Annotated in this window: 27 protein-coding genes; 13 read left to right on the top strand and 14 right to left on the bottom strand. The window is 70.4% G+C overall.

Translation table 11 applies throughout. From position 1 onward, the window contains the following. Positions 1-92 precede the first annotated feature (92 nt). A complete protein-coding gene (locus tag ACBJ59_RS29340; RefSeq protein WP_375113434.1) occupies positions 93-1,040 on the top strand; it encodes a DMT family transporter in 948 nt (315 codons plus the stop codon). On the opposite strand, the gene ACBJ59_RS29345 is transcribed toward ACBJ59_RS29340, so the two are convergent. After that, positions 1,024-1,392 carry a hypothetical protein gene (locus tag ACBJ59_RS29345; protein WP_364118699.1) on the bottom strand — a complete coding sequence of 123 codons (369 nt, stop codon included), beginning with the start codon at positions 1,390-1,392 and terminating at the stop codon, positions 1,024-1,026. The two genes, ACBJ59_RS29340 and ACBJ59_RS29345, sit on opposite strands and share 17 nt — an antisense overlap. An 84-nt stretch (positions 1,393-1,476) precedes the next feature. On the opposite strand from ACBJ59_RS29345, the gene ACBJ59_RS29350 reads away from it, so the two are divergent. Continuing rightward, positions 1,477-2,409, top strand: a complete 933-nt coding sequence (locus ACBJ59_RS29350; RefSeq protein ID WP_375113435.1) for an HpcH/HpaI aldolase/citrate lyase family protein — start codon at positions 1,477-1,479, stop codon at positions 2,407-2,409. On the opposite strand, the gene ACBJ59_RS29355 is transcribed toward ACBJ59_RS29350, so the two are convergent. Then, positions 2,399-2,944 carry a DUF6529 family protein gene (locus ACBJ59_RS29355; protein ID WP_364118695.1) on the bottom strand — a complete coding sequence of 182 codons (546 nt, stop codon included), beginning with the start codon at positions 2,942-2,944 and terminating at the stop codon, positions 2,399-2,401. The genes ACBJ59_RS29350 and ACBJ59_RS29355 overlap by 11 nt on opposite strands. Continuing rightward, the gene (locus ACBJ59_RS29360; RefSeq protein ID WP_375113436.1) at positions 2,941-3,645 is read right to left on the bottom strand and encodes a hypothetical protein; all 705 of its coding nucleotides are present in this window, start codon (positions 3,643-3,645) and stop codon (positions 2,941-2,943) included. The genes ACBJ59_RS29355 and ACBJ59_RS29360 overlap by 4 nt, the downstream gene beginning before the upstream one ends. Before the next feature lie 99 nt (positions 3,646-3,744). Here ACBJ59_RS29360 and ACBJ59_RS29365 point away from each other — a divergent pair, with 99 nt between their 5' ends. Both ACBJ59_RS29365 and ACBJ59_RS29370 read left to right on the top strand, forming a co-directional pair. Then, positions 3,745-4,728 carry a lysostaphin resistance A-like protein gene (locus ACBJ59_RS29365; protein ID WP_375113437.1) on the top strand — a complete coding sequence of 328 codons (984 nt, stop codon included), beginning with the start codon at positions 3,745-3,747 and terminating at the stop codon, positions 4,726-4,728. Positions 4,729-5,066: 338 nt separating this feature from the next. Beyond that, the gene (locus tag ACBJ59_RS29370) at positions 5,067-7,811 is read left to right on the top strand and encodes a hypothetical protein (protein ID WP_375113438.1); all 2,745 of its coding nucleotides are present in this window, start codon (positions 5,067-5,069) and stop codon (positions 7,809-7,811) included. 18 nt (positions 7,812-7,829) lie between these two features. Here ACBJ59_RS29370 and ACBJ59_RS29375 read toward each other — a convergent pair whose 3' ends face one another. Beyond that, on the bottom strand, positions 7,830-8,228 hold the full coding sequence (locus ACBJ59_RS29375) for an NUDIX hydrolase (protein ID WP_375113439.1): 399 nt from the start codon (positions 8,226-8,228) through the stop codon (positions 7,830-7,832). A 74-nt stretch (positions 8,229-8,302) separates the two neighbouring features. On the opposite strand from ACBJ59_RS29375, the gene ACBJ59_RS29380 reads away from it, so the two are divergent. The 4 genes from ACBJ59_RS29380 to ACBJ59_RS29395 are packed head-to-tail and all read left to right on the top strand — an operon-like array spanning position 8,303 to position 11,829. Next, the gene (locus ACBJ59_RS29380) at positions 8,303-8,929 is read left to right on the top strand and encodes a DUF6758 family protein (protein WP_375113510.1); all 627 of its coding nucleotides are present in this window, start codon (positions 8,303-8,305) and stop codon (positions 8,927-8,929) included. A 52-nt stretch (positions 8,930-8,981) separates the two neighbouring features. Continuing rightward, entirely contained in the window at positions 8,982-9,698 is a 717-nt protein-coding gene (locus ACBJ59_RS29385; RefSeq protein ID WP_375113440.1) for an MBL fold metallo-hydrolase, read from the top strand. Positions 9,699-9,728: 30 nt separating this feature from the next. Next, positions 9,729-10,637, top strand: a complete 909-nt coding sequence (locus tag ACBJ59_RS29390) for a RecB family exonuclease (protein WP_375113441.1) — start codon at positions 9,729-9,731, stop codon at positions 10,635-10,637. 10 nt (positions 10,638-10,647) lie between these two features. Then, entirely contained in the window at positions 10,648-11,829 is a 1,182-nt protein-coding gene (locus ACBJ59_RS29395) for an MFS transporter (RefSeq protein ID WP_375113442.1), read from the top strand. Here ACBJ59_RS29395 and ACBJ59_RS29400 read toward each other — a convergent pair. Continuing rightward, positions 11,786-12,691 carry an oxygenase MpaB family protein gene (locus ACBJ59_RS29400; RefSeq protein ID WP_375113443.1) on the bottom strand — a complete coding sequence of 302 codons (906 nt, stop codon included), beginning with the start codon at positions 12,689-12,691 and terminating at the stop codon, positions 11,786-11,788. The two genes, ACBJ59_RS29395 and ACBJ59_RS29400, sit on opposite strands and share 44 nt — an antisense overlap. A gap of 13 nt (positions 12,692-12,704) precedes the next feature. Further along, entirely contained in the window at positions 12,705-13,595 is an 891-nt protein-coding gene (locus ACBJ59_RS29405; protein WP_364118675.1) for an alpha/beta hydrolase, read from the bottom strand. Positions 13,596-13,677: 82 nt separating this feature from the next. Here ACBJ59_RS29405 and ACBJ59_RS29410 point away from each other — a divergent pair, with 82 nt between their 5' ends. After that, a complete protein-coding gene (locus ACBJ59_RS29410) occupies positions 13,678-14,244 on the top strand; it encodes a GNAT family N-acetyltransferase (RefSeq protein ID WP_375113444.1) in 567 nt (188 codons plus the stop codon). Positions 14,245-14,333: 89 nt separating this feature from the next. Here ACBJ59_RS29410 and ACBJ59_RS29415 read toward each other — a convergent pair whose 3' ends face one another. Next, a complete protein-coding gene (locus ACBJ59_RS29415) occupies positions 14,334-16,340 on the bottom strand; it encodes a DEAD/DEAH box helicase (RefSeq protein ID WP_375113445.1) in 2,007 nt (668 codons plus the stop codon). Between the two features lie 351 nt (positions 16,341-16,691). On the opposite strand from ACBJ59_RS29415, the gene ACBJ59_RS29420 reads away from it, so the two are divergent. Next, the gene (locus ACBJ59_RS29420) at positions 16,692-17,336 is read left to right on the top strand and encodes a ferritin-like fold-containing protein (RefSeq protein ID WP_364138330.1); all 645 of its coding nucleotides are present in this window, start codon (positions 16,692-16,694) and stop codon (positions 17,334-17,336) included. 379 nt (positions 17,337-17,715) lie between these two features. On the opposite strand, the gene ACBJ59_RS29425 is transcribed toward ACBJ59_RS29420, so the two are convergent. The 5 genes from ACBJ59_RS29425 to ligD (ACBJ59_RS29445) all read right to left on the bottom strand — a co-directional run bounded on the left by ACBJ59_RS29425 (position 17,716) and on the right by ligD (ACBJ59_RS29445) (position 20,854). Further along, positions 17,716-17,949: a DUF3107 domain-containing protein gene (locus tag ACBJ59_RS29425; protein WP_375113446.1), complete on the bottom strand. Its 234-nt coding sequence runs from the start codon at positions 17,947-17,949 to the stop codon at positions 17,716-17,718. A gap of 87 nt (positions 17,950-18,036) precedes the next feature. Continuing rightward, a complete protein-coding gene (locus tag ACBJ59_RS29430; RefSeq protein WP_364138324.1) occupies positions 18,037-18,657 on the bottom strand; it encodes a TetR/AcrR family transcriptional regulator in 621 nt (206 codons plus the stop codon). A 161-nt stretch (positions 18,658-18,818) separates the two neighbouring features. After that, the gene (locus tag ACBJ59_RS29435; RefSeq protein ID WP_375113447.1) at positions 18,819-19,028 is read right to left on the bottom strand and encodes a hypothetical protein; all 210 of its coding nucleotides are present in this window, start codon (positions 19,026-19,028) and stop codon (positions 18,819-18,821) included. A 42-nt stretch (positions 19,029-19,070) separates the two neighbouring features. Beyond that, complete coding sequence (gene ligD, locus ACBJ59_RS29440; RefSeq protein WP_375113448.1) at positions 19,071-19,943, bottom strand: non-homologous end-joining DNA ligase; 873 nt, start codon at positions 19,941-19,943, stop codon at positions 19,071-19,073. Then, complete coding sequence (gene ligD / locus ACBJ59_RS29445) at positions 19,940-20,854, bottom strand: non-homologous end-joining DNA ligase (RefSeq protein ID WP_375113449.1); 915 nt, start codon at positions 20,852-20,854, stop codon at positions 19,940-19,942. The genes ligD (ACBJ59_RS29440) and ligD (ACBJ59_RS29445) overlap by 4 nt, the downstream gene beginning before the upstream one ends. A 48-nt stretch (positions 20,855-20,902) precedes the next feature. On the opposite strand from ligD (ACBJ59_RS29445), the gene ACBJ59_RS29450 reads away from it, so the two are divergent. From ACBJ59_RS29450 to ACBJ59_RS29460, 3 genes are all read left to right on the top strand, one after another. After that, positions 20,903-21,787 (top strand): Ku protein, encoded by an 885-nt coding sequence (locus ACBJ59_RS29450; RefSeq protein WP_375113450.1) that lies wholly within the window; start codon positions 20,903-20,905, stop codon positions 21,785-21,787. A 709-nt stretch (positions 21,788-22,496) separates the two neighbouring features. After that, positions 22,497-22,808, top strand: coding sequence for a hypothetical protein (locus ACBJ59_RS29455; protein WP_375113451.1), 312 nt, complete (start codon positions 22,497-22,499; stop codon positions 22,806-22,808). A 423-nt stretch (positions 22,809-23,231) separates the two neighbouring features. Further along, positions 23,232-23,504 (top strand): hypothetical protein, encoded by a 273-nt coding sequence (locus ACBJ59_RS29460; protein ID WP_375113452.1) that lies wholly within the window; start codon positions 23,232-23,234, stop codon positions 23,502-23,504. 918 nt (positions 23,505-24,422) lie between these two features. Here the strand turns inward: ACBJ59_RS29460 and ACBJ59_RS29465 are convergent. Next, the gene (locus tag ACBJ59_RS29465) at positions 24,423-24,695 is read right to left on the bottom strand and encodes a hypothetical protein (protein WP_375113452.1); all 273 of its coding nucleotides are present in this window, start codon (positions 24,693-24,695) and stop codon (positions 24,423-24,425) included. Between the two features lie 474 nt (positions 24,696-25,169). Further along, on the bottom strand, positions 25,170-25,526 hold the full coding sequence (locus ACBJ59_RS29470) for a hypothetical protein (RefSeq protein ID WP_375113453.1): 357 nt from the start codon (positions 25,524-25,526) through the stop codon (positions 25,170-25,172). Positions 25,527-25,759 lie beyond the last annotated feature (233 nt).

The following is a 25,759-nucleotide window of genomic DNA, read 5'->3' on the forward strand; positions in this document are numbered from 1 at the left end:
GCCAGGCTAACAGTGCTGCCCCATTGCGCCAGGAACGCCGGACATGTCAGTATCAAACCTGCTTAACGGTAATTACTTGGCGGGGGTGTGCGGTGAGGTATGCGGGACTCGCGCTCGCGTTCGTGTCCTCGGTCTGTTTCGCGTTCTCGGGACCCATGGCGAAATACCTCATAGCCGCCGGGCTGGCGCCTATGGAGGCGGTGTGGACCCGGATGGCGGGGGCGGGCCTGCTGCTGGTGGCGGTGCTGGCCGTGGTGCGGCCGCGGGCGCTGCGGATCCCCAGTGCCAGGCTGCCGTTCTTCGCGCTGTACGCGGTCATGGCGGTGGCCGGCGTGCAGGCACTGTACTTCGTGGCGATCACGCGGCTGCCGGTGGGGGTCGCGTTGCTGCTGGAGTTCATGGCGCCGGTGATGGTGGTGGCCTGGGTGCGGTTCGTCCGCAAGCTCCGGCTGGCACGGGCCGCGTACGTCGGCGCGGTCGTCGCCGTCGTGGGCCTGGCGATCGTCGTGGAGGCGTGGCAGGGGCTGCGCCTGGACGCGCTGGGCCTGCTGCTCGGCCTGCTGGCCGGGGCGTGCTGCGCTGGATATTTCCTGATGAACGATAGCTTCGGCGACGACGTGGACCCGCTGGGCCTGATCGCCTGGGGGATGACCGGCGCGGCGGTCGTGCTGATCCCGTTCTCCCGCCCGTGGGACATCCCGTGGAGCGCCTTCACGGTCTCGGCCGCCCCGGAGGGCGGGGTGACGCTGCCGGTGCTGGCCGCGTACCTGTGGATGGTGCTGATCGCCACCGTGATCGCGTACATCCTGGGCGTCAACGCCGTGCGGCGGCTGTCGGCCGCGGTGGGCGCCACCGTCGCGTCCCTGGAGGTCATCGGCGGCGCCATCGTGGCCTGGGCCCTGGTCGGTGAGACGCTCGGCGCGTTCCAGATCGTGGGCGGCCTGATCGTGCTCTCCGGCGCGCTGCTCGCCCAGACCGCCACCTCGGCCTCTCAGCCGGAGCCCGTGCCGGACCTGGAGGCGGTCAGCGCTCGGGGGTGAGGCGCCAGACGGTGGACTCGCGGGCCCAGCGCTCGGGCAGGTGCTCGCTGTCGCGGGCGTTGAGCCGCTCCTTGGCCAGCACCGCCACGACGTCGGCCGCCGCGGCCTGGTCGACGGCCGCGACCGCGGCCTCGAACTCCACCAGCCGCGCGCCGTTGTCCTTGCTGCGGAGCGTGACGTGGACGCGGTCGAGGGCGTCGAGCCCCGGCAACTGCTGCTCCTCGCCCCCCGTCACCAGGTAGATGGCGCCGTCGTGCCAGGCGTGCCAGGCCAGGCGGGGGCGGTCGAGGGTGAGCCAGAGGATGCCGGACTTCTTGGCGCCCTCCTCGACGGCCGCGGTGTTGTCGCTCACGGATCCGACTGTAACCGTCGGGCTCCCGGGCCCGTTAGAGGAGCGGGCGACTTCACCCGGATGATCGCCGAGTAGCGTGTGCGCATGCGCTCACGACGTTCTGTGCTCGCCGTGCCGGGCAGCAACCCGCGGTTCCTGGAGAAGGCCCAGACCCTGCCCGTCGACGAGGTCTTCCTCGATCTGGAGGACTCCGTCGCGCCGCTGGCCAAGGAGGAGGCGCGGGCCAACATCGTCGCCGCGCTGCGGGAGGGCGACTGGTCCGGCAAGACGCGCGTGGTCAGGGTGAACGACCTGACGACGCAGTGGACCTACCGGGACGTGATCGAGGTCGTCGAAGGGGCGGGGGAGTTCCTCGACTGCGTCATGCTGCCCAAGGTGCAGGACCCCACCGAGGTCGTCTGGCTGGACACCCTGCTCACCCAGATCGAGAAGACCATGGGCTACGAAGTGGGCCGCATCGGCATCGAGGCGCAGATCGAGAACGCGCGTGGCCTGGTGAACGCCGACGCCATCGCCGGCTCCTCCGAGCGGCTGGAGACGCTCGTCTTCGGCCCGGCCGACTTCATGGCCTCGGTCAACATGCGTACGCTCGTCGTCGGCGAGCAGCCGCCCGGCTACGTCGAGGGCGACGCCTACCACTACATCCTCATGCGCCTGCTCATGGCCGCGCGGATGCACGACCTGCAGGTGATCGACGGGCCCTACCTGCAGATCAAGGACGTCGAAGGCTTCCGCCGGGTCGCGCGCAGGGCGGCGGCGCTGGGGTTCGACGGAAAGTGGGTGCTCCATCCCGGGCAGGTGGACGCGGCCAACGAGGTGTTCTCGCCGGAGCAGGAGGACTATGACCACGCCGAGCTCATCCTGGAGGCGTACGAGTACTACACCTCCGTGGAGAAGCGCGGCGCGGTCATGCTGGGTGACGAGATGATCGACGAGGCCTCGCGCAAGATGGCGCTCGTCGTGGCCGCCAAGGGGCGGGCGGCCGGGCTCACCCGGACGACGAGCTTCACACCTTGAACCCGACGGCGGTGAAGAACCAGAACGACGAGGTCAGCCAGAGGCCCACCAGCGCCGTGAACGCGAGCCCGCCGAGCACGGGCAGCGTCCAGCCGGGCGTGTTGCGCTTGGGCAGCGACAGCAGCTTCGCGGTGAACACGCCGTAGAAGAAGCAGCCGAGCAGCGAGTGCGCGAGCACGCGGGGCACGTCGTACTGCAGGCCGAGGGCGTACAGGCAGTGGAAGGCGACCGGGATCGTGAGCAGGAACGCCAGCCGGCCCGACCAGCGGTGCACCGCCGGCGGGATGGTGACCCCGAGCTTGCCCCACATCGACAGGGCCGAGACGACCTGCACGATCGCCAGCACGAACGCGCCCGTCGTCAGCCACACCTTCATCGGCAGCGCCGCGGAGAAGCCGGCCACGCCGACCGCGAATCCGGTCGGCGTGTGGGCCCGCCCGTACACGCCGAGCGCGAGCACCACGAGGCCGCCTGCCAGCAGCGGAACCAGTAACGGGGTCAGGCTGCGGGAGGGTTGCTGGTGGACGGCGGTCATTGCATCTCCTCGATGAAGCCGTCGACGTCCTCGGGGTAGACCGTGGTGTCGTCGACAGTCACTGGTGCGGTCGGCTGCTCGCTGTCGAGCCGCGGGATGTCGAGCTGCTCCTCTCCGGCGAAGGCGGCGCCGACCTGGTAGTAGCCGCCGTTCGGGTTCTTGATCATGATCCAGCCGGCGCGCAGCTTGGCGCCCCTGACCACGGCGGTGGCCCGGTACAGGCCCGACGGCTTGACCACCGTGGGCGCGACGAAGCTCCACTTCTTGCCGCCGACGGACACCGAGCCCTTGGCCTGGCCGCCGCCGAGTGCGGCCGAGATCTTGGAGCCGGCGTTGGCCACGCCCTTCAGTTGCAGCGTGCCCGCCGCCTCGTCGCCCTTGAACCAGGCCTCGGTCCTGCCGTCGCAGAAGTAGCCGACCGCCTTGCCGTTCCTGATCGAGATCGCGATGAGAGCGCCGTTGCCCTTCACCCGGCCGCCGTAGTCTGCCTTGGCGATCTTCTGCGCCTCCGTACGCGTCGGTGAGGGGGACGGTGCCGCGGAGTTCTGCTCGGTGGTGCCCTCCTCCACCGACGGCGCCTCCGCGGCGGTGTTGGCGGCCGGGTTCTCGGCCGCCGGTGTCGCGGTGATGCTGGCGACACCCAGCCCCACGGCGAGCACTGCTCCCGCCGCGAGGGTGATGAAAGGTCCCAGCCTTGACATGGACTGCTCCCAGGGTCGAAATGCTTACGCCTCCGAGCATCCGCCTAAAACGGCGGGCCGTCTGTGAACTAATGCGCACCAAGCGGACAGAATGGAGAGATGCAGGAGAATCCAGGGCCTCAATATCCGCCGTACGGCACCCAGGTGCCCGCTCATCCGTACGGGCAGCCGCCGTCCTGGTTCCTGCCGACTCCTCGTGGGGCTCGTTTCGACCACCTCGCCAGGAACGCCGCGGCCCGTCCGTGGCGCGCGATAGTGGGTACGCTCGTCGTCGGCGCCGGGTTCGTCATGATCGGCGTCGTGGTCGTCGTCGCGTTCGTGGTGCTGGCCGGGATCCTGGGCCTCCCCTCGCCGGTCGACGCGTCCGGGATGCCGGAGGGCACGCCTCTCGGGCTGGCCATGACCCTGCTGTCGATCGCGCCCGTGCTCCTGCTCGTGCTCGGCACGGCGGCGTTCGTCCAGCGGCGCCGGCCCGGGACGCTCTCGTCCGTGGCGGGCAGGTTGCGCTGGTCCTGGATGATGCGGTGCGTGGGGGTCGCGGTGCTGGCGCTGGCGCTCGGCCAGGGCGCGCAGTGGGTGGCGCTGAGCGTCTCGGGCCTGGACGCCGACATGTTCGGGTGGGCCGGGTGGCAGGTGTTCCTGCCGCTGCTCATCGTGATCGTGGTGCTGGTGCCGTTCCAGGCGGCGGCGGAGGAGTACGTCTTCCGCGGCTGGTTCATGCAGGCCGTCGGGGCGCACGTGCGCAATCCCGTCTGGGCCATCGTCATCGGGTCCGCGCTGTTCGCGTCGTTGCACGGCTATTCGTGGGCGGGGCTGCTGGACGTGTTCGCGTTCGGGGCCGTCATGGCCTGGCTGGCGGTGCGTACGGGCGGCCTGGAGGCCCCGATCGCCCTGCACGTGATCAACAACGTGGTGGCCTTCGGGGTGAGCTCCGCCGCCGGGAACCTCGACGACGCGCTGGATCAGGGGAAGGTGCCGGTGCCCTGGCAGGCGTTGACGGGAACCGTGGTGCAGCTCGGGGTGTATGCGTTTGGTGTGATGTATCTAGCCAAAAAGCGGGCAATTAGCACTATTTCGGAATAAATCAGGCGAGAGGTGCCGGGAATCTCGCTAGAGAGGTCTCGCTATTCCGGCTGAGTCATGCTGGTCTGGATGCTGTCGGCCGGCGCGGGTCCCTCCCGGACCCTCCTGGAACGGTCCGCGACCCGGCCGAGATCTACCTGTACGACTCGTTTGACTAGGAGGTACGGCGCGTGGCCTCCGGCCCCAGCGAACCGCCACGGCGACCGCCGGAAGACGACGACCCGCGTTCCGAGGGCGCTTCAGAACCACATCCTTCCGAAGAGCCCAGGATCAGCCATTCGCCGCCCGGCCCCACCGATGATCGGGCCAGAGGCTTACCGCTGACCTCACCCTGGGGGATGCCGCCGTTCGCCGCGCCCATACCCGAGGAGGAGCCGCAGGAGTGGCCCAAGGGGCGCCGGCCGTACAGCTCACCGACGGCCGAGCCCGAGGTGGAGCCGCGCCGCCGGCCTAGGCGCATCGTCAACCGGCCCGACAAGCTCGTCGCCGGCGCGCCCCTCTCCGCGGACCCCACCTCGGAGCCGCCCGCCTCCGAGACCATCCCTGGGCCCGCCCCCGAGCCCACCCCCGGGCCCGGCACCGAACCCGTTCCCGAGCCGGTCTCCGAGGCGCCTGAGCCCCACGTGGCCGCCTCCCAGGACATCGACCAGGAGCCCTCCGGGCAGGAGGAGACGGCGGACGAGCCGGAGGTGCGGCGCGTCGGGCGGCCCCCGGCGGGCCGTCCCACCCGGCCCGACCTGCTCGTCGCGACCGGCCCGCCGCGCCCCCAGGGGTCGAGCGGCCGCCACCACAGGGGCCCGGCCCCCGCCGCCGTACGCCGGTCCAGCCCCGTCCACCGGGGCAGCAGGGCCGTCCCGGTCGTCCTGACCGTGGCCGCGGCCGTCCTGGTGGCCACCGGCGTGCTCGTGTGGCAGTGGAGCGACGACGAGGCCCCGGGCCTGAGCCTGGCGGCGGGCACCGGCCGGTCGGGGGACGAGCTGTTCACCGTCCCCGCCGCGGGCGTCGGCGCCAACCAGAAGCTCAACGACATGACCTCGGTGGGCCGCGCGGTGGTCGCGGTCGGCAGCGACACGACCAGCCCGACCCCGCGCCCGCTCTTTCTGTTCTCCCCCGACGGGGGCAAGAACTGGCAGCTCGGCCAGGTGAACCGGGCCTCCACCCCCACGGTCCGGCGCGTGGTCGGCGGGAACGGCCGCTGGCTGGCCAGCGGCGGCGACGACGTCTCCGGCGAGCGCGGCCTGTGGACCAGCACCGACGGGTTCAGCTGGACGGCCGTGGAGGAGTCCGGGTCCGCCTTCAGGGCGGGTGACCACATCGACGACATCGCCAGGACGGGCTCCGGGTTCGTCGCCGTGGGACGTGCGACGGGCGCCGACGGCGGCTCCGGCCCCGCGGCCTGGCGCTCCGGCGACGGCGCCACCTGGGAGCGAATCGAGACGAGGGAGCTGGGAGTCCGGGAGATCAAGGCCGTGGTGGCCAAGGGCGACACGGTCGTGGCCATCGGAGTACCCGCGGACGGCGAGGGATCGCGGGTGCTGCGCTCGGCCGACGGCGGGCGCAACTGGCAGGCGACCGGCTTCCAGCTCCCCGAGGCGCTCGCCCCGCGTGCCGGGATGGTCGCCGTGCTGCCCAAGCGCTTCGTGCTGGTGCCGACGCGGCGGCGGACGGTCGAGGGCGACGTACGCGTCTACTGCTCCCCGACCGGGGCGCAGTGGTCGCAGTGCGGCTCCATCGGCGGCCTCGGCCCCGAGAGCCCCGGCGTGGAGTCGCTGATCTCCTACCCGACGGGCGTCGCGGCGATCGCGCAGTCCGTGATCGGCAAGTACGCGGTCCTGACCACCGCGAACGGGAGTGACTGGGCCAAGCGGACCGACCTCGGGGACCTGCGGGGGGCGACCCTGCGCGGCTTCACGATCTCCGGCGGCACCCTGTTCGCCGGCGGCGACCAGGCGGCCTCCGACGTCGACAACCAGCTCGTGCTCATGACCGCGCCCCCGCGCGGCTCCGTCTCCCGGGTGCCGCTCGGCGAGGTCGAGGGCCTGACCAGGATCGCCCGCGAGACGAACGCGCTGGCCGGCGCCGGCGGCCGGTACGTCGCCGTCGGTTCGGCCTCGGGCGACGCCGGCCTGTGGACGATCAAGAGCTGGCAGAGCTGGAAGTCCATGAGCCTGGGCGGCACCGGCAGGCAGACGCTGGAGGACGTGGCGCACGGCGGCCGCGGCTGGCTGGCGGTCGGTGGCACCGAGACGAACGTCGCCGTCGCCGACCCGCTCCTCGTCACCTCCGAGGACGGCGAGAGCTGGAGGAAGGTGAACGCCACCGGCGACCTGGCTCGCCGGCCCGACCAGCCCTACCTGCGGGCCCACGTGGTGACGGCCGGCAAGGAGGGCTATGTGGTGGCGGGCGAGACCAAGGACCAGTCGGGCACCCTCGGCGCCGCCATGTGGTTCACCCCCGACATGCGCAAGTACACCCGGTCGAAGAAGCTGCCGCAGGGCGGCTCGGGCGTGCGCGTCCACGACGCCATCGCCACCGGCGACGGGTACGTGGCGGTGGGCGGCTCCGGGAACGCCGACCAGGAGACCACCGTGGTCTGGCACTCGGAGGACGGCGTGAACTGGAGCGCGCGCGACCGCGTGTCCCCTCCGGGCGCGACGTCGGCCGGGCTCCGCCGGGTCACCACCTACCAGGGCAAGCTGGTGGCCATCGGCACGGCCCTGACGGGAGGGACGCGGCACGCGTTCGCCGCCGTCTCCGACGACGAGGGCCGGACCTGGCAGACGGCCTGGCTCCCGGCGGACCGGGCGGCCGCGGTGTACGACCTGGCGGCGGCGGAGGAGGGCCTCGTGGCCGTCGGCTGGCACGGCGTGCCCGGCGAGGGCGACAGCGCGGCCTGGACCTCGCAGGACGGGCTGTCGTGGAACCGCATCGGGCTCACCCAGGACCGCCTGGCGGGCCAGGGGACGCAGTGGTTGTCGGCGGTGGCCGTGGCGGGGTCGGAGGTCGTGGCGCTCGGCCGGTCCACGACGTACAGCGCCGACCACCTGATCCTGTGGACCTCCAGCCTGACGTCCAACCGATAGGCGGGGCGAGCTCCCGGCTCAGCTCGGCGGGAGCACGCCCCACGCCGTCAGCGACTCCAGGAGGCCCTCGGACAGCGGCAGCCGTACCAGGTCGGCGCGGTCGCACCAGCGCACGTCGGCGGCGTCGTCCCCGGCGGCGGGCACCCCTCCCGACACGGTGGCGAGGTAGTCGCGGATCACGTACGTGACCCCGCCCGGCTCCGGCCGGTCCACCGTGCCCGCCAGGCGGCCCACCTCGACCTCCAGCCCGGTCTCCTCCAGCACCTCACGGCACACGCCGGCCTCGTCGGTCTCCCCAGGCTCCAGCCGCCCCCCGGGAACGGACCACAGCCCCATGCCCGGCGGGTGGCCGCGCTTGATGAGAAGGAGCCGGTCAGAGGCGTCGAAAATGATCGCGCCGACACAATTTACGCGCACATGACCAAGATTACGACGGGATAACGGGTAGCGGTCTTGACGTGGCCGTGCCGGAGAAAGCACCGTGGGTAGTTGTGAGAGCGGCTCCAACCTGCCCACGGTGTTTTGGCCCGCTTCACGGGCCGAGCGCCTGGTCGAGTGCGTTTCGATGTGATGCGCACGGTGATGTCCTGCCGTATCAGCCTCCGTGGCCGCCGACCAGCACCGCGCTAGAGGCGATACGCAAGTCCTCCGTCGTGCCCGTGTGGCTGCCGTGGCCGTTGCCCGCCGGCTGGCTGGTGACCGGCTTCGGCGAGGTGGGCGACCAGCGCACCGGCGCCCGAGCGAGCCTGGTCGCGCTGACCGGGCCGTCGCTGATGGAAGGACCGGCCGATCTGATCATCATCGCCGAGGAGCCGGGAATCGGGCTCGGCGCGGCGTTCGCGGGGCTCGACGGGCCCGACCCCGGAGAGGGGTTCGACGCGGGACCGCCGAACGCCAAGATCACGGTCCTCGGCCATCCCACCGCCCTGTGGTGCGTGGACGGCGAGGACGACCGCGCCGTCTACGCGGGCGAGGCGCTGGGCAACTGGCTGTGGGCGATCGCCTGGCCGGCCGACGCGGGTTGCGTGATCGCGCTCGCCGAGCTGTCGCTGCTCGACGCCCGCGATCATGACCTGGATGTGCCGTTCGGGGCGTTCTCACCCAGACTTGAGGATTAGCACGCGCGTACGCGATTCGCGCTGTCATGCAGACGGGCTAGAGTTCGGAGGCGTGACAGCGCGTATCGAGCGAGTGGTGACCGAGGGAGTCGTCGACATCGACGGCACCGAGCACAAGGTCGAGAACAACACCTGGATCGTGGGTGACGACGACGAAGTGATCGTCATCGACGCGGCGCGTGACGCCGAGAAGATCCTTGAGCAGGTGGGCGAGCGGGAGGTGCTGGCCGTCATCTGCACGGCGGGCCTGCCCGACCACGTCGGGGCGGCCATCGAGGTGGCCAGCCGCGACGAGGCCGTGGTCGCCCTGCACCCCAAGGACAAGCCCCTGTGGCGGGAGACCTGGCGGGAGACCTGGCCCGACATCGACATGGAGGACGACGGCATCTTCGGTGTGGCCGACGTCCAGCTCGATGTCATGGAGACGCCCGGCGTCACGCCCGGCGGCGTGTCGCTCTACTGCGAGGCGCTCGGAGCGGTCTTCAGCGGCAAGGCCCTGCAGGCCGACGGCCCCGGCAAGATCGGCGGCGAATACCCGGCCCTGGCCGACCAGCTCACCTCGATCGGCGGGCGGCTGTTCACGCTGCCCGGCGACACGCGGGTGCTGGCCACCCACGGCGACGAGGTCACGATCGGCGACCTCGAGCCGCACTTCGACGACTGGGTGTCGGGCTCCCTGACCCGCGTCGAAACCGAAGGCGAGGACGACGGCCCGCTGACCGACGGCACCAGGATCTCCGGGATCAAGCTCGGCCCGGGCGACGAGTAGGGTGCGGCGCCTGGCGACCGGGCACGCCGGATGAGCGGCGTGCAGGGGCAGCTGCCGCTGGAGGGGATGCCGCGGCGGCTCTATTCGTGCACGCCGTCGCGGTTGAACACCTGGCTCGACTGCCGCCGCCGCTACCGGTTCACCTATCTGGACCGGCCGCAGCCGTCCAAGGGGCCCGCCTGGGCGCACAACAGCGTCGGGGCGAGCGTGCACAACGCGCTGGCGGGCTGGTGGCGGGAGCCGTACGAGCGGCGGACCCCGCTGACGGCGGCCATCCTGGTCACGAACGGGTGGATCACCGAGGGGTTCAGGGACGAGGAGCAGTCGGGGCGCTGGCTGGGCCGCGCCCGCGACCTCGTGTCCGGATATGTCGCGACCTTAGATCCGTCCGACGACCCGGTCGGCGTCGAGCGCACGGTCGCCACGCGGACCAAGGCCATCGCCGTGTCCGGCCGCATCGACCGGCTCGACCGGCGCGGTGACGAGCTGGTCGTGGTCGACTACAAGACCGGCCGCCGCCCGCTCACCCAGGACGACGCCCGATCCTCGCTCGCCCTGGCCATCTACGCGGTCGCAGCCTCGACGATGATGCGCACGCCGTGCCACACGGTCGAGCTCCACCACCTGCCCACCGGCGAGATCGTCGAGTGGCGGCACACCGACGAGTCCCTGGCCCGCCACCTCGGCCGCGCCGAGGAGCTGGCCGCGGAGGCCGCGGCGGCCGACGACCGCTACCGGGAGGTCGTGTCGCCTTCCGGGCAGCGCCGCCCCGCCGGGGACCGGCAGCCGGTCGGGCCCGCGTCGGTGCCGGACGAGATCGACGAGCTGTTCGCGCCCAGCCCCGGCCCCATCTGCTCCTGGTGCGACTTCCGCCGCCACTGCCCTCAGGGGCGGGCCGCGGGGCCCGACCGCCAACCTTGGGACGGCCTGGCCGAATAAAGGACGCCATGTGAGACGCGAAGGGCGATTACCGGCGGCAGTGGCGCTGGGCACGCTGTTCAACCCGCTGAACTCGTCGATGATCGCCGTCGCGCTCATTCATGTCGAGGCCGAGTTCCACGTCGGCATCGCGGCCGTCACCTGGCTGGCCGCCGGCTTCTACCTGGTCGGGATCCTGGCGCCGCCGCTGATGGGCACGCTGGGGGACCGGTTCGGGCCGCGGCTGGTGTTCTGCTGCGGGCTGGTGACGATGGCGGTCACCGGCGTGCTGGCCGCGCTGGCGCCGTCGTTCCCGGTGCTGCTGGGGGCGCGGCTGCTGCAGGCGTTCGGGAGTTGCGCGACGATGCCCGCGGGGATGTCGATCATCCAGGCCGCGATGCCGGGCGACGACGGCCGGCCGCCGCCGCGGGTGATCGCGACGATCTCGATGGTCCTCACCGCCAGCGCCGCCACCGGTCCGGTGCTCGGCGGGGTCCTGATCTCGTTGTGGGGATGGCGGGCGATCTTCCTGGTCAACGTGCCGCTCGCGGTGGTCGCGCTGGTCGCGGCCCTGCGGTGGCTGCCCCGGGTACGCGTGGACGGAGCCCGCGAGGCGACGCTGCTGCCCCGGCTGAGCCCCGGCCTGCTGGCCACCTGTGGCCAGTTCGCGCTCACCAACGTGGCCTTCTACGTCGCCTTCTTCGCGGTCCCGCTGTGGGCCCAGAGCACGGCCGGCGTGCCCGCCCACCTCGCGGGGCTGCTCGTGCTGCCGCTGGCCGGGCTGGGGATCGTGATGACGCCCGTGGCGGTGTGGCTGGCCGCGCGGGCCGGGATGCGCACGGTGCTGGTGGCCGGCGCGGCGCTGCTGCTCGGCGGCTCCTGCGTGATGGCGGCGGCGGACTCGGTGGGGCCGGTGCTGGTGGCCGGGGCGGTGCTGGGGGTGGCGGCGGCGCTGGGCCAGTTCGCGCTGAACTCGCTGGTCTTCGTGCACGCCGACCGGCGTGACACGGGAGCGGCCGTGGGGGTCTTCCAGGCGTCCAGGTATGTCGGCGCGGCCACCGCCTCCGCCCTGCTCGGGGTGCTGTTCGACCGGGCCGGCCTGGGAGGCGGCGGCTGGGCGATGGCGGGGGCGTCGGCGGTCGTGCTGGCGGGGGCGGTGCTGCTGCCCGTCAGGCGGCCTTCGGCCAGCGACGGGGGTCGGTCAGGCCCTTGAGCCCCCTGTCGACGTCGTAGCCCGCCGCGCGCAGCCGCTCCCTGGAGGCGTGCAGCATGTCCCTGGTGGCCGGCATGAAGGCGCGGTCGTGCACGGGCTCGGGCAGCGCGTTCATGCTCAGCCGGAACGCCCTCAGCGCGGCCGTGACCGTCGCCCGGGGGACCTCGGGCAGCGCGCCGTACATGCGCCTGGCCCAGTCGGGCAGCGTGTAGTAGCAGAGCGCGCCGAAGGGGAAGTAGGCGGGCTTGCCGGGCGACAACATCCGCAGCTCCCGCGGCAGCCTGGGCCACAGCAGGAACCGCACGGTCGAGGCCGCCTCCGGCGTCACGCGCAGGGCGGGGCGCACCTGCTTGAAGTAGGCGTCCATCTCCGCGCACGTGCCCGGCACGTCGTCGGCGTGCAGGCCGACGTAGGCGGCGCTCTTGCGCTGCTCGTGGAGGTAGCGGTCGGCCTGGCGCTCGCTGAGCGCCAGCCCGCCGCGCCTGGCCACCTCCAGGTACGACGACACCTCCGCGCAGTGCACCCACAGCAGCAGCTCCGGGTCGTCCACCCGATGGGTCCGCCCGCTGCCGGGCTCGTGGACGCGCAGCGCCCTGTGGATGCCCCGCACGCGCCTGCCGATCTCGTCGGCCTCCTGAGGGCTGCCGAACGTCACCCGCCCCACGAAGTCGGCCGTGCGGCGCAGCCGCCCGAACGGGTCCTCCTGGAAGTTGGAGTTCTGCCAGACGCCCAGCATGGCCAGCGGGTGCAACGCCTGCAGCATGAGGCCGCGCACGCCGCCGATCCACATCGAGCGGTCGATGTGCACCTGCCAGGTCGCGCTCTGCGGCGGCTGGACGACGATGTCTTCGAGCCTCGTCATAGTAAGTGAAGAATTACATGGCATTGGACCGCGTGTCCAAATAATGCCTCTCGGCCGCGTTCCAGAACCGGACGAGCGCCGCGGCCGTCGTCTCCGGCGCCTCGACGGCGGGGGAGTGCACCGCGCCCGGCACGACCACGCACTCGGCCCCGAGCCTGGCGGCCATCTCCGACTGCGCCTCGGGCGGCCAGCCGTCGTCGTGCTCGCCGTACAGCACGAGCGTGGGCACCTCGATCTCGCGCAGCTCGTCGGTGCGGTCGTGCATGGTGAGGACCTGCTCGGCCATGCAGGACAGGCCGGTCGGGGAGTTGGCCAGCAGGCGCTTGTGCAGGAACCGCAGGATCTCGTCGGGCACGTCGCCGGCCAGCGCCTCCGGCTCGAACCTGCTGTGCCACACGTGCTCCAGGCCGAGCACGGGCACCTCTTCCATGATCTTCCGGCCGTTGCCGGCCCGCCGGCCCTCGATCGCGGCCGGCCCGGAGCCCATGAGCGTGAACGACGCGAACTTCGTGCGCCCGTCGATGACGGCCTCCCTGGCCACCAGCCCGCCGAAGGAGTGGCCCACCAGGTGGACGGGGTCGCCGGCGCCGATGACCTGGGCGAGGACGTCGACGTCGGCGCCCAGGGCGGCGCACGTGTAGGCGCCCGGATCGTCGGGGCCGGGGGTCTCGAACTGGCCGCGCAGGTCGATGGCCACGACCCGGCGGCCCGACTGGGCCAGGGTCATCAGGACCGCGATGAAGTCCTCCTTGCTGCCCGTCAGGCCGGGGACCAGGAGCGCCGGCCAGCGCTCCACCACACCACTGACCGGAACCGCCTCCAGGGCCGCGAACGTGCCCTGTGGCGTCTCGATCTTCTGTGGTGCAACGCCTGGAGGCAGGTCGAGGAATCGCGGCGTACTCACGTGGGGCAACAATACCCAGAGGTCAGCGCCTCGACACCGGCATGGCCATTACGCTGGTGCGAGTTCTGAGGAGTTGTGAGGTATGCGCGATCTTGAGATCCGGCCCGCCACCTCGTGGGACGACGTGCGGACGGTCTTCGGGCCCAACGGGGCCTATTCCGGGTGCTGGTGCATGTGGTTCCGGGTCGCCGGGGCGGAGTTCGGCGCGATGCCCGCCGGCGCGCGCAGGGACCGCCTCCAGGACCTCGTGGAAGGCTCTGAGCGGGCGCCTGGGGTGCTGGCGTACCTGGAGGGCACTCCTGTGGGGTGGTGCGCCGTGGCGCCGCGTGAGGAGCACGTACGGCTCCTCCGGTCGTCCGTCACCAGGCCCGCCGACCCCGGTGAGGGCGGGGTGTGGTCGGTGACGTGCTTCTACGTGGCCCGGGGCGGTCGCGGGCGGGGCGTGGCCGAGGCCCTGCTGGAGGGGGCCGTGTCGTACGCGGCGGAGCAGGGGGCCCGGGTGGTGGAGGGGTATCCGAAGGACACGGAGAAGCGGCTGCCCGCCGGGGAGCTGTACCACGGGTGGCGCTCGCTCTTCGAGGAGGCGGGGTTCGAGGAGGTGGCGCGCCGCTCGCCCACCCGGCCGATCATGCGCCGCGCCCTGCCGTGAAAGCGCCGCCCTGAAAGCGCTGCCCTGAAAGCGCGGGAGGCGCGCACCCCGGCTGGGTGCGCGCCTCTCGTGACGTGCCTGAGCGGTGGTCAGCTCGTCCGGCGGCGGTTGGGGCCGCCACCACCACGGGGCTGGCGGCGCTGCTGCTTCCGCTCGGTCGCGGCCGACGGCGCGATGTCGTCGTCGTCCGTGGCCAGGTCGGGTGACTGGAAGATCACCGCGAACGGGCTGGGCGGGATGATCCGCTCCGGCTCCCGGCGGACCGGCGGAGGCGGCGTCGACAGGAAGCTCGGCTCGAGCTCCGGCTCCGGCCGTGCGACCGGCTCGGGCCGGCTCTCGGCGACCGGTGCGGTCTGCCGCTCGGCCGCCGGTGCGGTCCGGCGCTCGGCCACCGGCGCCGCCGGCGGCTCCGTGACCTTCTCGACCGTCGCGGCCGGCTGGATCGGCTCGACCGACTCGATCGACTCGACGGGCTCCGGTACGGCGGCGGTGCGGCGGGTGCGGGCGCGCCTGACCGGCGCCGCCTCCTCGGCCTCCTGGGCGGGGGCCTCGGCGGCGGGACCGCGCGAGCGCGTGCCGTTGGCCGGCGCCACCTCGTCGGGCGCCTCGACGGCGGCCCGGCGCGAGCGGACCCGCTTCACCGGCGCCTCGGGGGCGTCGGCGAGAGCCTGCTCGATGGCCGTGGAGGCCGCGCCCCTGCGCGCACGGGCACGCTTGGGCTCGGTGGCCGCCTGGATCTCGTCCGTTGTGAAGATGGCTGGAGTCTCCTCCGTCTTGGCATCCACGAGTTCGACCTCCGGCCTCTCGACGGGTGCGGTCTCGGTCAGCTCTCTCCCGCCGCGGGTGCGGCGGCGCTGGCGAGACGTACGGGCAGGGCGCTCCTCGCGCTCGTCACGCTCGTCACGGCGTCGCCCGCCACGTGTGCGGGTCCGGCCGGTCTCCCCGAGATCCTCGATGCGCTCCGCGGACAGCCCCGCACGCGAACGACTGGCGTGCGGCAGGACTCCCTTGGTGCCCTCGGGGATCGCGAGCTCGGAGTAGACGTGCGGCGAGGTGGAGTAGGACTCCATGGGCTCGGCGAAGTCCATCCCGAGCATCTGGTTGATCATCTTCCAGCGGGTCAGCTCCTCCCACTCCACGAACGTGACCGCGATGCCCGTGCGCCCGGCCCGGCCGGTGCGGCCGATGCGGTGCACGTAGGTCTTGTCGTCGGTGGGGCAGTCGTAGTTGACCACGTGGGTGACGTCGTCGATGTCGATGCCGCGGGCCGCCACGTCGGTGGCCACCAGCACATCGATCTTGCCGTTGCGGAACGCGCGCAGCGCCTGCTCGCGCTGGCCCTGGCCGAGGTCGCCGTGGACGGCCGCGACCGCGAAACCACGCGTGTCGAGCTGCTCGGCGACCATGTCGCAGGCCCGCTTGGTCTCGCAGAAGACCATGGTGAGACCGCGGCCGTCGGCCTGCAGCAGCCGGCCGAGGATCTCGATCTTGTCCATGCGGTGCGTGCGCCACACGATCTGGCGCACCTGCGGCGTGGTCTCGTTCTCGCCGGTCTCGTGCTCGGCGCGTACGTGCGTCGGGCGGTTGAGGTATTTGCGCGACAGCGCGACGATCTCGCCCGGCATGGTCGCCGAGAACAGCATCGTCTGCCGCTCCGCGGGGATCAGCTTGAAGATCCGCTCGATGTCAGGCAGGAAGCCCAGGTCGAGCATGCGGTCGGCCTCGTCGAGGACGAGGGAGGTGACCTGGCTCAGGTCGAGGTGCTTCTGCTTGACCAGGTCGAGCAGGCGGCCGGGGGTGCCGACGATGACGTCGACCCCGGCCTTGAGCGCCTCGATCTGCGGCTCGTACGCGCGACCGCCGTAGACGGTCAGGACCCGGGAACCGAGCTTGCCGGCCGCGGTCACGAGGTCCTCGCTGACCTGCGTGGCCAGCTCACGGGTCGGTACGACGACCAGCCCGCGGGGCTTCTTGCGATTCTTGCGCGGCTTGCCGATGCTCTGGAGCATCGCGATGCCGAACGCGTAGGTTTTTCCCGTGCCCGTGCGTGCCTGGCCGATCAGGTCCTGGCCGGTCAGGGCGAGCGGGAGCGCCATCTCCTGGATGGGGAACGGTGTGACGATACCCTCGGTCTCGAGGGCATCGGCGATCTCTGGTGTGACTCCGAGGTCTCGGAAAGTCGTCAGCGTGGCCTGCCTCAGTCTCAAATGAAGGCGGGCCTGCCGGGACCGACGGGCCGAAAACGGCCCCGTGTCGTGGGTCCTCGCGGTAGAGCCAGCCCTCTCGCGTCATCAGCGACCGCGCACCCGGGGAATCGGGGGGTAATCGGGGGAATCCCCCGAATTAACACAGTGCGGTCGCACTTTCACAGAGCAGTGTACTCGATACCACAACGCTGACCGAGCTTGCTTATGTTCCCGAAGATTCTCCGAAGTACGCTGCCTTCCATGAAGGAGTCTCCTGGAGTCGTCGACCTGCTGGGTGTGCTGGCCTATGCCGAGCTTAGCGCCTACGCGCGCATGACCGAGGACGCCGCCACTCTGGCGCCCTCGCTGGCCGACCGGGCGGCGCTGAGCGAGCTGGCCGTGACCGAGTACGCCCACTTCCGTCTCCTGCGCGACCGGCTGACCGAGCTGGGGGCCGATCCGGACGCGGCGATGTCGCCGTTCGTGGGCGCCCTGGACGCCTGGCACGCGCAGACGAGGCCGGCCGACTGGCTGCAGGCGCTGGTCAAGACATATGTGGGCGACGGCATCGCGCTCGATTTCTACCGGGAGGCGGCCAGGCACCTCGATCCCTCGATCGCCCGGCTGGTGGACGAGGTGCTGGTGGACGGGGAGCGCTCGCAGTTCACGGTCGACCGGGTGAGGGCGGGGATCGAGGCGGAGCCGACGTCCGCCGGGCGGCTGGCGCTCTGGGCGCGGCGGCTGGTGGGGGAGGCGCTCAGCCAGGGGCAGCAGGTGGCCTCGGCGCGGCCCGAGCTGGCGCTGCTGCTCATGGAGTCGCTGGGGGAGGGCCAGACCGATATATCCCGGCTCTTCGCGAAGCTGACCGAGGCCCACAACAAGCGCATGGCCGCGATGGGCCTCTGAAGCCCCGGCCGTTGTCCGTCATTTCGGGCATCTGTGGGTGCTCGAAGAAGCGGGTCTGGTCATCGAGCGGCGCGAGGGCACGAAACGGTTGTACCGTGCGAGGCATGAGGGCCTCGCGCCGCTACGGCAGTTCCTTGACGAGATGTGGGCCGAATCGCTGGACCTCGCGCGCCGTGTTGCGGAGGGAGAGCGCGGGTTGTCCGGCCACCGAGCTGAGGCGTCATCACGTCTCCCGGCGCCGAAAGCCTCGGGGCTGTCAGCTCGGCGGGCCACGGACCCGGGGCTGAGCCCGTCTCGCCGGAGGCTGGCGCTCGTGAAGGGTGCTGGGGAGCGCTCGTGAAGGGTACGGCGACTGAGCCGTACCCCCCGCTTGTGAGCCTTAGAGCGTGCCGCCGAATCCGACCGGCCTGGACTCGTCCTCACCGATCTCGATGAACCCGAGCGCGGCCACCGGCACCACGACCCGCCTGCCCTTCGCGTCCGTGATCGCGAACACGCCGCCGCGATCGACGGACAACGCGTTTCTGATCTCCTCTTCGACCTGCTCAGCGCTCAGGTCGGTCTCAACAACGAGCTCGCGGTGTACGGAGCGTACGCCGATCTTGACTTCCATGGTGGCTCCCTTGTCGACGGGGTGGCTCCATCCCATCGTCGTCGCTCGTACCCGTGAAAACGCGAATGATCGCGCCCAGCGAACGGGTTATGCCGTACGCGGAAATCCGCTGATGCCGCGCCAGGCCAGCCGCGCCATCAACTGCTCGGCCGCGTCCTTGGGGATGGAGCCGTGGGTGGTCACCCAGTAGCGGGCGCTCACCTCCGCCATGCCGACCAGGCCGACTCCCAGCAGGTGTGCCTCGTCGCTGGTGCAGCCGGTGTCCTCCTGGATGAGCTCGCTGACCATCTCCGCGCACTCCTGCAGCGAGCGCTCGACCCGCTGCCGCACCGGTGCGACGTTACGCAGGTCGGACTCGAAGACCAGGCGGAACGCCTCGCCCTGCGTGGAGACGAAGTCGAAGAACGCGCTGAACGTGGCCTGCACGCGCAGTTTGTTCTCGTGCGTGGAGGCCAGCGCCTCCCGGCAGCGGTTGACCATGTCGTCGACGTGCAGGTCGAGCAGCGCCAGATAGAGCTCCAGCTTGCCGGGGAAGTGCTGGTAGAGGACCGGCTTGCTGACCCCGGCCCGCTCGGCGATCTCGTCCATGGCGGCCGCGTGATAGCCGTTCTCCACGAACACTTCCTGCGCGGCGCTCAGAAGCTGCCGGCGGCGGGCCAGGCGGGGCAGCCGGGTGCCCCGGGGCTTGGCATCCGGGGTTGCGGTCACGCGGGTCTCCATTTTGGTCTCTCTGCGGGCTGTGCGGACATCCTACGTGCGGGTAGGCCACCGCTCGGCGACGGCCGTCAGCGGGGGGAGCCCCTCGCGCAGGCCACTTGCTCGGCCCCTCGCTCGGGTCACGCCCTCAGGTCGGCGCGGCCGGGCCGGGCTCAGCGGTAGTCGTCATCGTCGAGGTCCACCACGCGGTCCTGATCGGCCCCGTCGGCGGGATCGACGTCCAGCGGCAGCTCGCGGCGCAGCCGGCCCACGCTCTGGAGCATGTCGCGGTGCTGCTCGGCCGCGTCGGCCTCGGGCGTCTCGATCGACAGCTCCCCCTCTTCCTCTTCGAGGTAAGGGCTCTCGTCCCCGCGTATGTCCATCTCCGACATCTCGGTCCCCCTCTCGGTGTGGACGGGTCCAGCCTACGCCCGGCCGAAAAGGTCGCCGCGCTTCTCCACTCTGGCGAGTACTTCGGGCGCGGTGAAGACCAGGTCCTCAGGCCGCTCGCAACCCTCGACCTCCTTCCAGGTCAGTGGTGTCGAGACGGTCGGCTGCTCCCTGGCCCGCAGCGAGTAGGGGGCGACGGTGGTCTTGGCCGGGTTGTTCTGGCTCCAGTCGATGAACACCTTGCCGGGCCGCGCCTTCTTCGTCATGACGCTGACGACCTCGCCGGGATGCTCCTTCTCCAGGAACTGGGCCAGCCTCTTGGCGAACGCGGAGGGCTCCTCGCGGCAGTCCCAGTCCGCGTACAGCTGCATGCCCTTGTTGCCGCTGGTCTTCGGCACGGCGGTGAGCCCCTCGGCCTTCAGCACCTCGCGCAGCATGAGAGCCACCCGCGTGCACTCGACGATCGTCGCGGGCGCCCCGGGGTCGAGGTCGAACACCAGCGTGTCGGGCGGCAGCGCCGTGCCGTCCGCGTCCACGCGCCACTGGGGCACGTGCAGCTCCAGGGCGGCGAGGTTGGCGTAGTAGACGAGCGTGGGCAGGTCGTCCACGACGGCGAAGTCGATGGTCTCGCGGTTCTTGGTGCTGCCGGGGGCGGGTAGGTTCACCCGCCTGACCCAGCCGGGGGTGTGCTCGGGGGCGTTCTTCTCGAAGAAGAACTGGCCGGTGACGCCGTTCGGGTAACGCTTGACGGTCAGGGGCCTGCCCTGGAGGTGCGGCAGCAGTACGGGCGCGATGCGGCTGTAGTAGTCGATGACCTCGGCCTTGGTGAAGCCGTAGCCGGGGTAGAGGATCTTGTCCAGGTTGCTCAGCGTCAGCTCGCGCCCGCCCACCTTGACCGGCACCTTCATAGCCTCGCCTCCGCGGGGAGCTTGTCGGGGCGCAGCCCGCGCCACACGGGGTGCCGCAGCCGCTGCTCGTCGGTCCACATCGTGTAGGCCACCTCCCCGACCAGATCAGGCCTAACCCATCGATTACGCCACGGAACCTGATTGGAGAACGGGCTGTGCGAGATCTCCAGGGGCAGCAGCTTCCGGTACAGCTCGTCCAGCACGGCGTCGGTGAACCCGGTGCCGACATGGCCCACGTACGTCAGACCCGCGTCCGTGAACACCCCCATGACCAGCGACCCGACCCCGCCCGACCGGCGCCCCTTGCCGGGTTTCCAGCCGCCGATCACCACCTCGCGGGCGGTCAGGTTCTTGACCTTGATCCACCAGGGGGAGCGCGTGCCCGCCCGGTAGGGGGAGTCGAGGCGCTTGGCGACCACGCCTTCGAGGCCCTGCTCGTACGTGGCGGCGAGCAGGCCGGAGTCGCCGGGGAAGTACGGGGGCGCGCCGATGTCCAGCTCGTCGAGCAGCGCGCGGCGGTCGCGGTAGGACAGGTCGAACAGCGGGGTGCCGTCGAGGTAGAGCAGGTCGAACGGCATGTACGTGATGGGGTAGAGCTCCAGCATGACCGGCTCGGGGTCGGTGAGGTGCATGCGATGTTGGAGCCGTTCGAAGCTGGGGCGGCCGCGGGGGTCGAGGGCCACGACCTCGCCGTCGATGATCGCGTTCTTGACCCCGAACGCCGAAATTTCTGGATATCGCCGGGTGTACTCCACCCCATGTCTGCCCGTCACTCTCATCCCACCGTCAACATGGATGAGCGCGCGGATGCCGTCCCACTTGACCTCCAAGCCGTACCGGTCGGGATCGGAGGGTAGTTCCCCAGGTACAGCAAGCATTGGTTCGATTGGGTATGGCATTGGTTGCCCCATGACGGGTATGTGCCCATCGGTGAGGCCGTTGAGAGCTGAGGAGTGCCCATGCGCAGCATCTGGAAGGGTGCGATCTCCTTTGGGCTGGTCACGATCCCGGTAAAGCTCTATTCGGCGACCGAACAGAAGGACGTGACGTTCCACCAGGTGCACCGCGAGGACGGCGGCCGGATCCGCTACAAGCGCGTGTGCACGCAGGACGGCGAAGAGGTCCCCTACTCCGACATCGCCAAGGGGTACGAGCTGGCGAGCGGCGAGATCGTCGTGCTCACCGACGAGGACTTCGAGGGCCTGCCGCTGACCACGTCCCGCCGGATCGACGTCCTCCAGTTCACGCCCGCTGAGCAGATCGACCCCATCTACTTCGCCAAGTCGTACTACCTGGAGCCCGACGCGCAGGGGGCGAAGCCGTACGTGCTGCTGCGCAACGCCCTGGAGAGCTCGGGCCAGGTGGCGGTGGTCAAGGTGGCACTGCGCCAGCGGGAGTCGCTGGCCACGCTGCGGGTCAGGGACGGCGTGTTCGTCCTGGAGACGATGCTCTGGCCGGACGAGATCCGCACGCCGGACTTCGGCTTCCTGGAGGAGGACATCGAAGTACGCGCCCAGGAGCTCAAGATGGCCGAGTCCCTCATCACCACCATGGAGTCGGACTTCGACCCGAGCGAGTACCACGACACCTACCGCGAGGCCCTGCAGCAGGTCATCGAGGCGAAGGTGGCCGGCAAGGAGGTCATCCCCGCCCGCGAGGAGGAGGAGGCCGGGCCCGCGGTGGACCTCATGGCGGCGCTGAGGGCGAGCGTGGAGGCGGCGAAGCGGGAGCGCGAGGGTGAGCCGGCCAAGCCGAAGAAGGCGGCCGGGAAGACGGCGGCCGCCGGCAAGGACAAGGACGAGGAGAAGGCCCCGGCGAAGCGGAAGACCCGCAAGTCCGCGTAGCACCTTCCCCACTGCCGTCCCTCGGACGGTGAGGTCTCCCACGGCGGCTGTGGCGCGTACGTCCCGTGCGCCTTCGAGCCAGGACCCGCGCACTGGCGTGGGTCCGTCTGTGTGCCTCCAGAGCCATGCGAGCCGGTGCTGTGGCATTTCGAGCTGAGCGGCGGCCGGCGTGCGCGCGGCGCGTGGCCGGTGGTGTGTGTGCGGGGTCAGGCCCGCAGGTACGGGCCCCGGCGTGATCGGACGACCGGGTCCGGCCAGTTGACGACCTTCTCCCTGTGCGGGCGGTGACGGGGGGAGGTTGCGCTTGAACTCGCGTGCGGTGTCGTCCGGCAGGGGGACGTGCCGTGCCACCGCCTCCCGGTGGGCTCGTTGCCTGGAGGACGCCAGGTCGTCCCTGGGCGCCCGTGGCGGCGGGCTCGGAGCCGGGACGGCGGGCGAGTTCGCCGGTCCACGCGTTCGTACGGCCGGCGGCCAAGCGATCATCAATTAGGACATATCGGGATATTTCGTGCTATTTCATTGGATAAATGTTTAATGCGAGCAATAAGATTGTTAATGCAGAGCAAAATGGAGTCGTATCTGTTTGCCCGTGCTTCTACCGGTAATGACACATATCGTGGATGACTCTTCAGTAGCCGTCCAAGACCTGTTTCTGGTTTATCCGGAAACGTCGAGAACGGGGCAATCGATCCTTTAGGGGGAAAACGCAATGCCCAAGCTCAAAAGTGTTATCGCAGGCCTCGCCATCAGCACGGCGATGACCGGTGGCGTGGTCAGTGTGGGCGCCGCGACGACCACGGCCAGCGCTGGTGCCGCCACCCAGATCAGCACCGGTACCTCCGTCCTCAACAGCTGCGGCTGGGGCTGGCGCCGGTGCGGCTGGGGTTGGGGACACCGTCGTCACCACCACCACAAGCTCCGCCTGAAGGTCAAGGTCTTCAACCGCAACTACAACCGTAATCACCACGAGCACCACAGGGACCACCGGGACGACAGGAACCGTACCGAAACGCCCAGGTGAAACGACCGTGAGTTGATGGCGCAGGGATGAGCTTCCGCCTTTTCAGCGGGATATCGGGAACGGTCCGCAATTTCGCTCGCGGTTCGGCCTGAGGTTTTCATTTCTCCTTGTCTCCACGGCAACTTGGTGAGGGCTCTCCCGGCAACGGCCGGGGGGCCCTCGCCGCGTCGTTTCCCCACCGTATTGCTTCTTTCCTTGTGGACTTGACGTGCCAAAACTGGGCAATTCCGGTTTGTGGGGCTTTCGGCTGGAAATATGCAGGGTGCGGATGATTTGCTAGTCGTCATCCGGGTTGTTTCCCTGGCAGGTCTGGCCGGTTTCTTTTGTGCCGGGCTGGTCGGGGGAGCGGCTGGTACGGGGCAATCGAACCTTTAGGGGGAACACGCAATGCCCAAGCTCAAAAGTGTTATCGCAGGCCTCGCCGTGAGTACGGCGATGACCGGTGGCGTGGTGAGTGCGGGGGCGGCCACGACCGCGTCCAGCGCCGGCGCCAGTGCGGCGATCCAGGCCGGCAGTGGCACGTCCGTCCTGGCCGGGCACGGCTGCTGGCGTCCGCGCTGCGGCTGGGGCTGGGGGTGGAACCGCGGCAAGCGCTGGGGCCGCCACCACCACGGCCTGGGACGGGTCCGCATCGTCATCGTCAACCGGAACCACAACGACAACGGTGGGCACCGCCACCACCACGACAGGTGGTAGAACCCCCACCACAGCCTGAGCCCGTGGAATAGGGCGATCGGCTGAGGTCGCACCAATTAGTGCCCGTATTCACCGGGACGACGTCCGCCCTCCGCATTACGTACGGACGTCCCCACCGAATACGGGCACTTTTCGCCTCTCTGGGGCTTGGTGCGTTTTTGTTGGTGGGTATCGGAGTGTATTCAGCGCGGCAGGCCGGGCCGTCCTGCTGAGGTTTTGGTGAGCTGTGCTGCGGGTGGCTCCGACCGTGGACGCTGTGCGTGGGTGCTGCGGAGCACGGCACCCAGGCCGGATCCGCGGTCGCGCCCGTCCCGGCCGGGTCGGCACCGTCTCGGTCTGAGGGACTGCGCCTGACGTGGCTGGGGGCGTTCCTGTGCGCCTGTCGTGTGGGGAAGCCCAGCAGCGCGGTCAGGCGCCCGGCCCGGCCGCATCGCCGGCAGGTTGTGTCTGCCTGGACGAAGGCTGTGGTGTGTGGAGCACACGTGGTCAGCCACGGAGGCTGCGGGCGTCTTGCCCGCGGTGCGGGGCCCGGGGGTTGGCAGGACGTCGCCGGGATCGTCTTGTGTCCAGGTCATGCGGGGGGCGGCCGAGGTAGGGACTCCCGCCGGGCGGGCGGGTGGCGGCCCGGTGCGTGTGCCCGCGTCCGGCGGTTCGGGTGGGGTGCTGGAGTTGCCTTGCGTCGGAGGGGGCGTTCGTCACGTCGGGGTGGGGGTGACGGAGCGGGGTGGGGGGACGTGCTGAGTGCCCGTATTCGGTGGGTGGACGTCCGGGCTTCGTGTGGAGGGGCGGACGTCCAGCCCGGTGAATACGGGCACTCATGGTGTGGCCTGAGTTCGTCGCCTCGGCGGACTATTCAGCCTTGGCGGTCCCTTCGGATGCGCGGCTGTCGTGCCGCGGGCTCAGGCTGTGGTGGGGGTTCTACCACCTGTCGTGGTGGTGGCGGTGCCCACCATTGTCGTTGTGGTTCCGGTTGACGATGACGATGCGGACCCGTCCCAGGCCGTGGTGGTGGCGGCCCCAGCGCTTGCCGCGGTTCCACCCCCAGCCCCAGCCGCAGCGCGGACGCCAGCAGCCGTGCCCGGCCAGGACGGACGTGCCACTGCCGGCCTGGATCGCCGCACTGGCGCCGGCGCTGGACGCGGTCGTGGCCGCCCCCGCACTCACCACGCCACCGGTCATCGCCGTACTCACGGCGAGGCCTGCGATAACACTTTTGAGCTTGGGCATTGCGTGTTCCCCCTAAAGGTTCGATTGCCCCGTACCAGCCGCTCCCCCGACCAGCCCGGCACAAAAGAAACCGGCCAGACCTGCCAGGGAAACAACCCGGATGACGACTAGCAAATCATCCGCACCCTGCATATTTCCAGCCGAAAGCCCCACAAACCGGAATTGCCCAGTTTTGCCCGACACTAGGCATCCGCATGGCACTCCGCATGGAAACGATCCCGCGCATGCCGGGACGGCCGAGGAAAAGAAGAAAAGGAGAAGGCCGGTGAAACGACGCGGCGAGGGCCCCCCGGCCGTTGCCGGGAGAGCCCTCACCAAGTTGCCGTGGAGACGAGGAGAAATGAAAACCTCAGGCCGAACCGCGAGCGAAATAGCGGACCGCTCCCGAGAACCCGCCGAAAGGACGGGCACTCATCCCTGCCATCAACGCACGGTCATTTACCAGCGGTTCCCGTCGTCGTCGTGGCGGCGGTGCTCGTGCACGGGACCGTTGTCGTTGTGGTTGTGGTTGCGGACGATGATGCAGACTGTGCCGCGGTGGTGACGACGGTGTCCCCAGCCGCCCCAGCCCCAGCCACCGCCGTGGTGACCGCCCCTGTTGCACCGCTGGTGGTGGCGGCCGTGGTGGCCGTGGTGACGTCCCCAGCCCCAGCCGTCCGACGCGAGGACGGACGCGCCGGTGCTGATCTGGGTGGCCGCATCGGCCGCGGTGGTTGCCGCGCCCATGCTGACCATGCCGCCGGTCAGTCCCGTGCTGATGGCGAGGCCTGCGATAACACTCTTGAGCTTGGGCATTGCGTTTTCCCCCTAAAGGATCGATTGCCCCGTTCTCGGCGTTTCCGGATTGTCAGGAAACTGATCTTGGACGGCTGCTGAAGAGTCATCCACGGCAAGTCATTTCCGGGGCGATGGACGGGCAAACAGATACGACTCCATTTTGCTCTGCATTAACAATCTTATTGCTTGCATTAAACATTTATCCAATGAAAAGAGATGATATGTCCGAATTGCACGCAATGAGCGGTGAG

The sequence above is a fragment of the Nonomuraea sp. MTCD27 genome (assembly GCF_041950495.1).
GTDB lineage: Bacteria > Actinomycetota > Actinomycetes > Streptosporangiales > Streptosporangiaceae > Nonomuraea.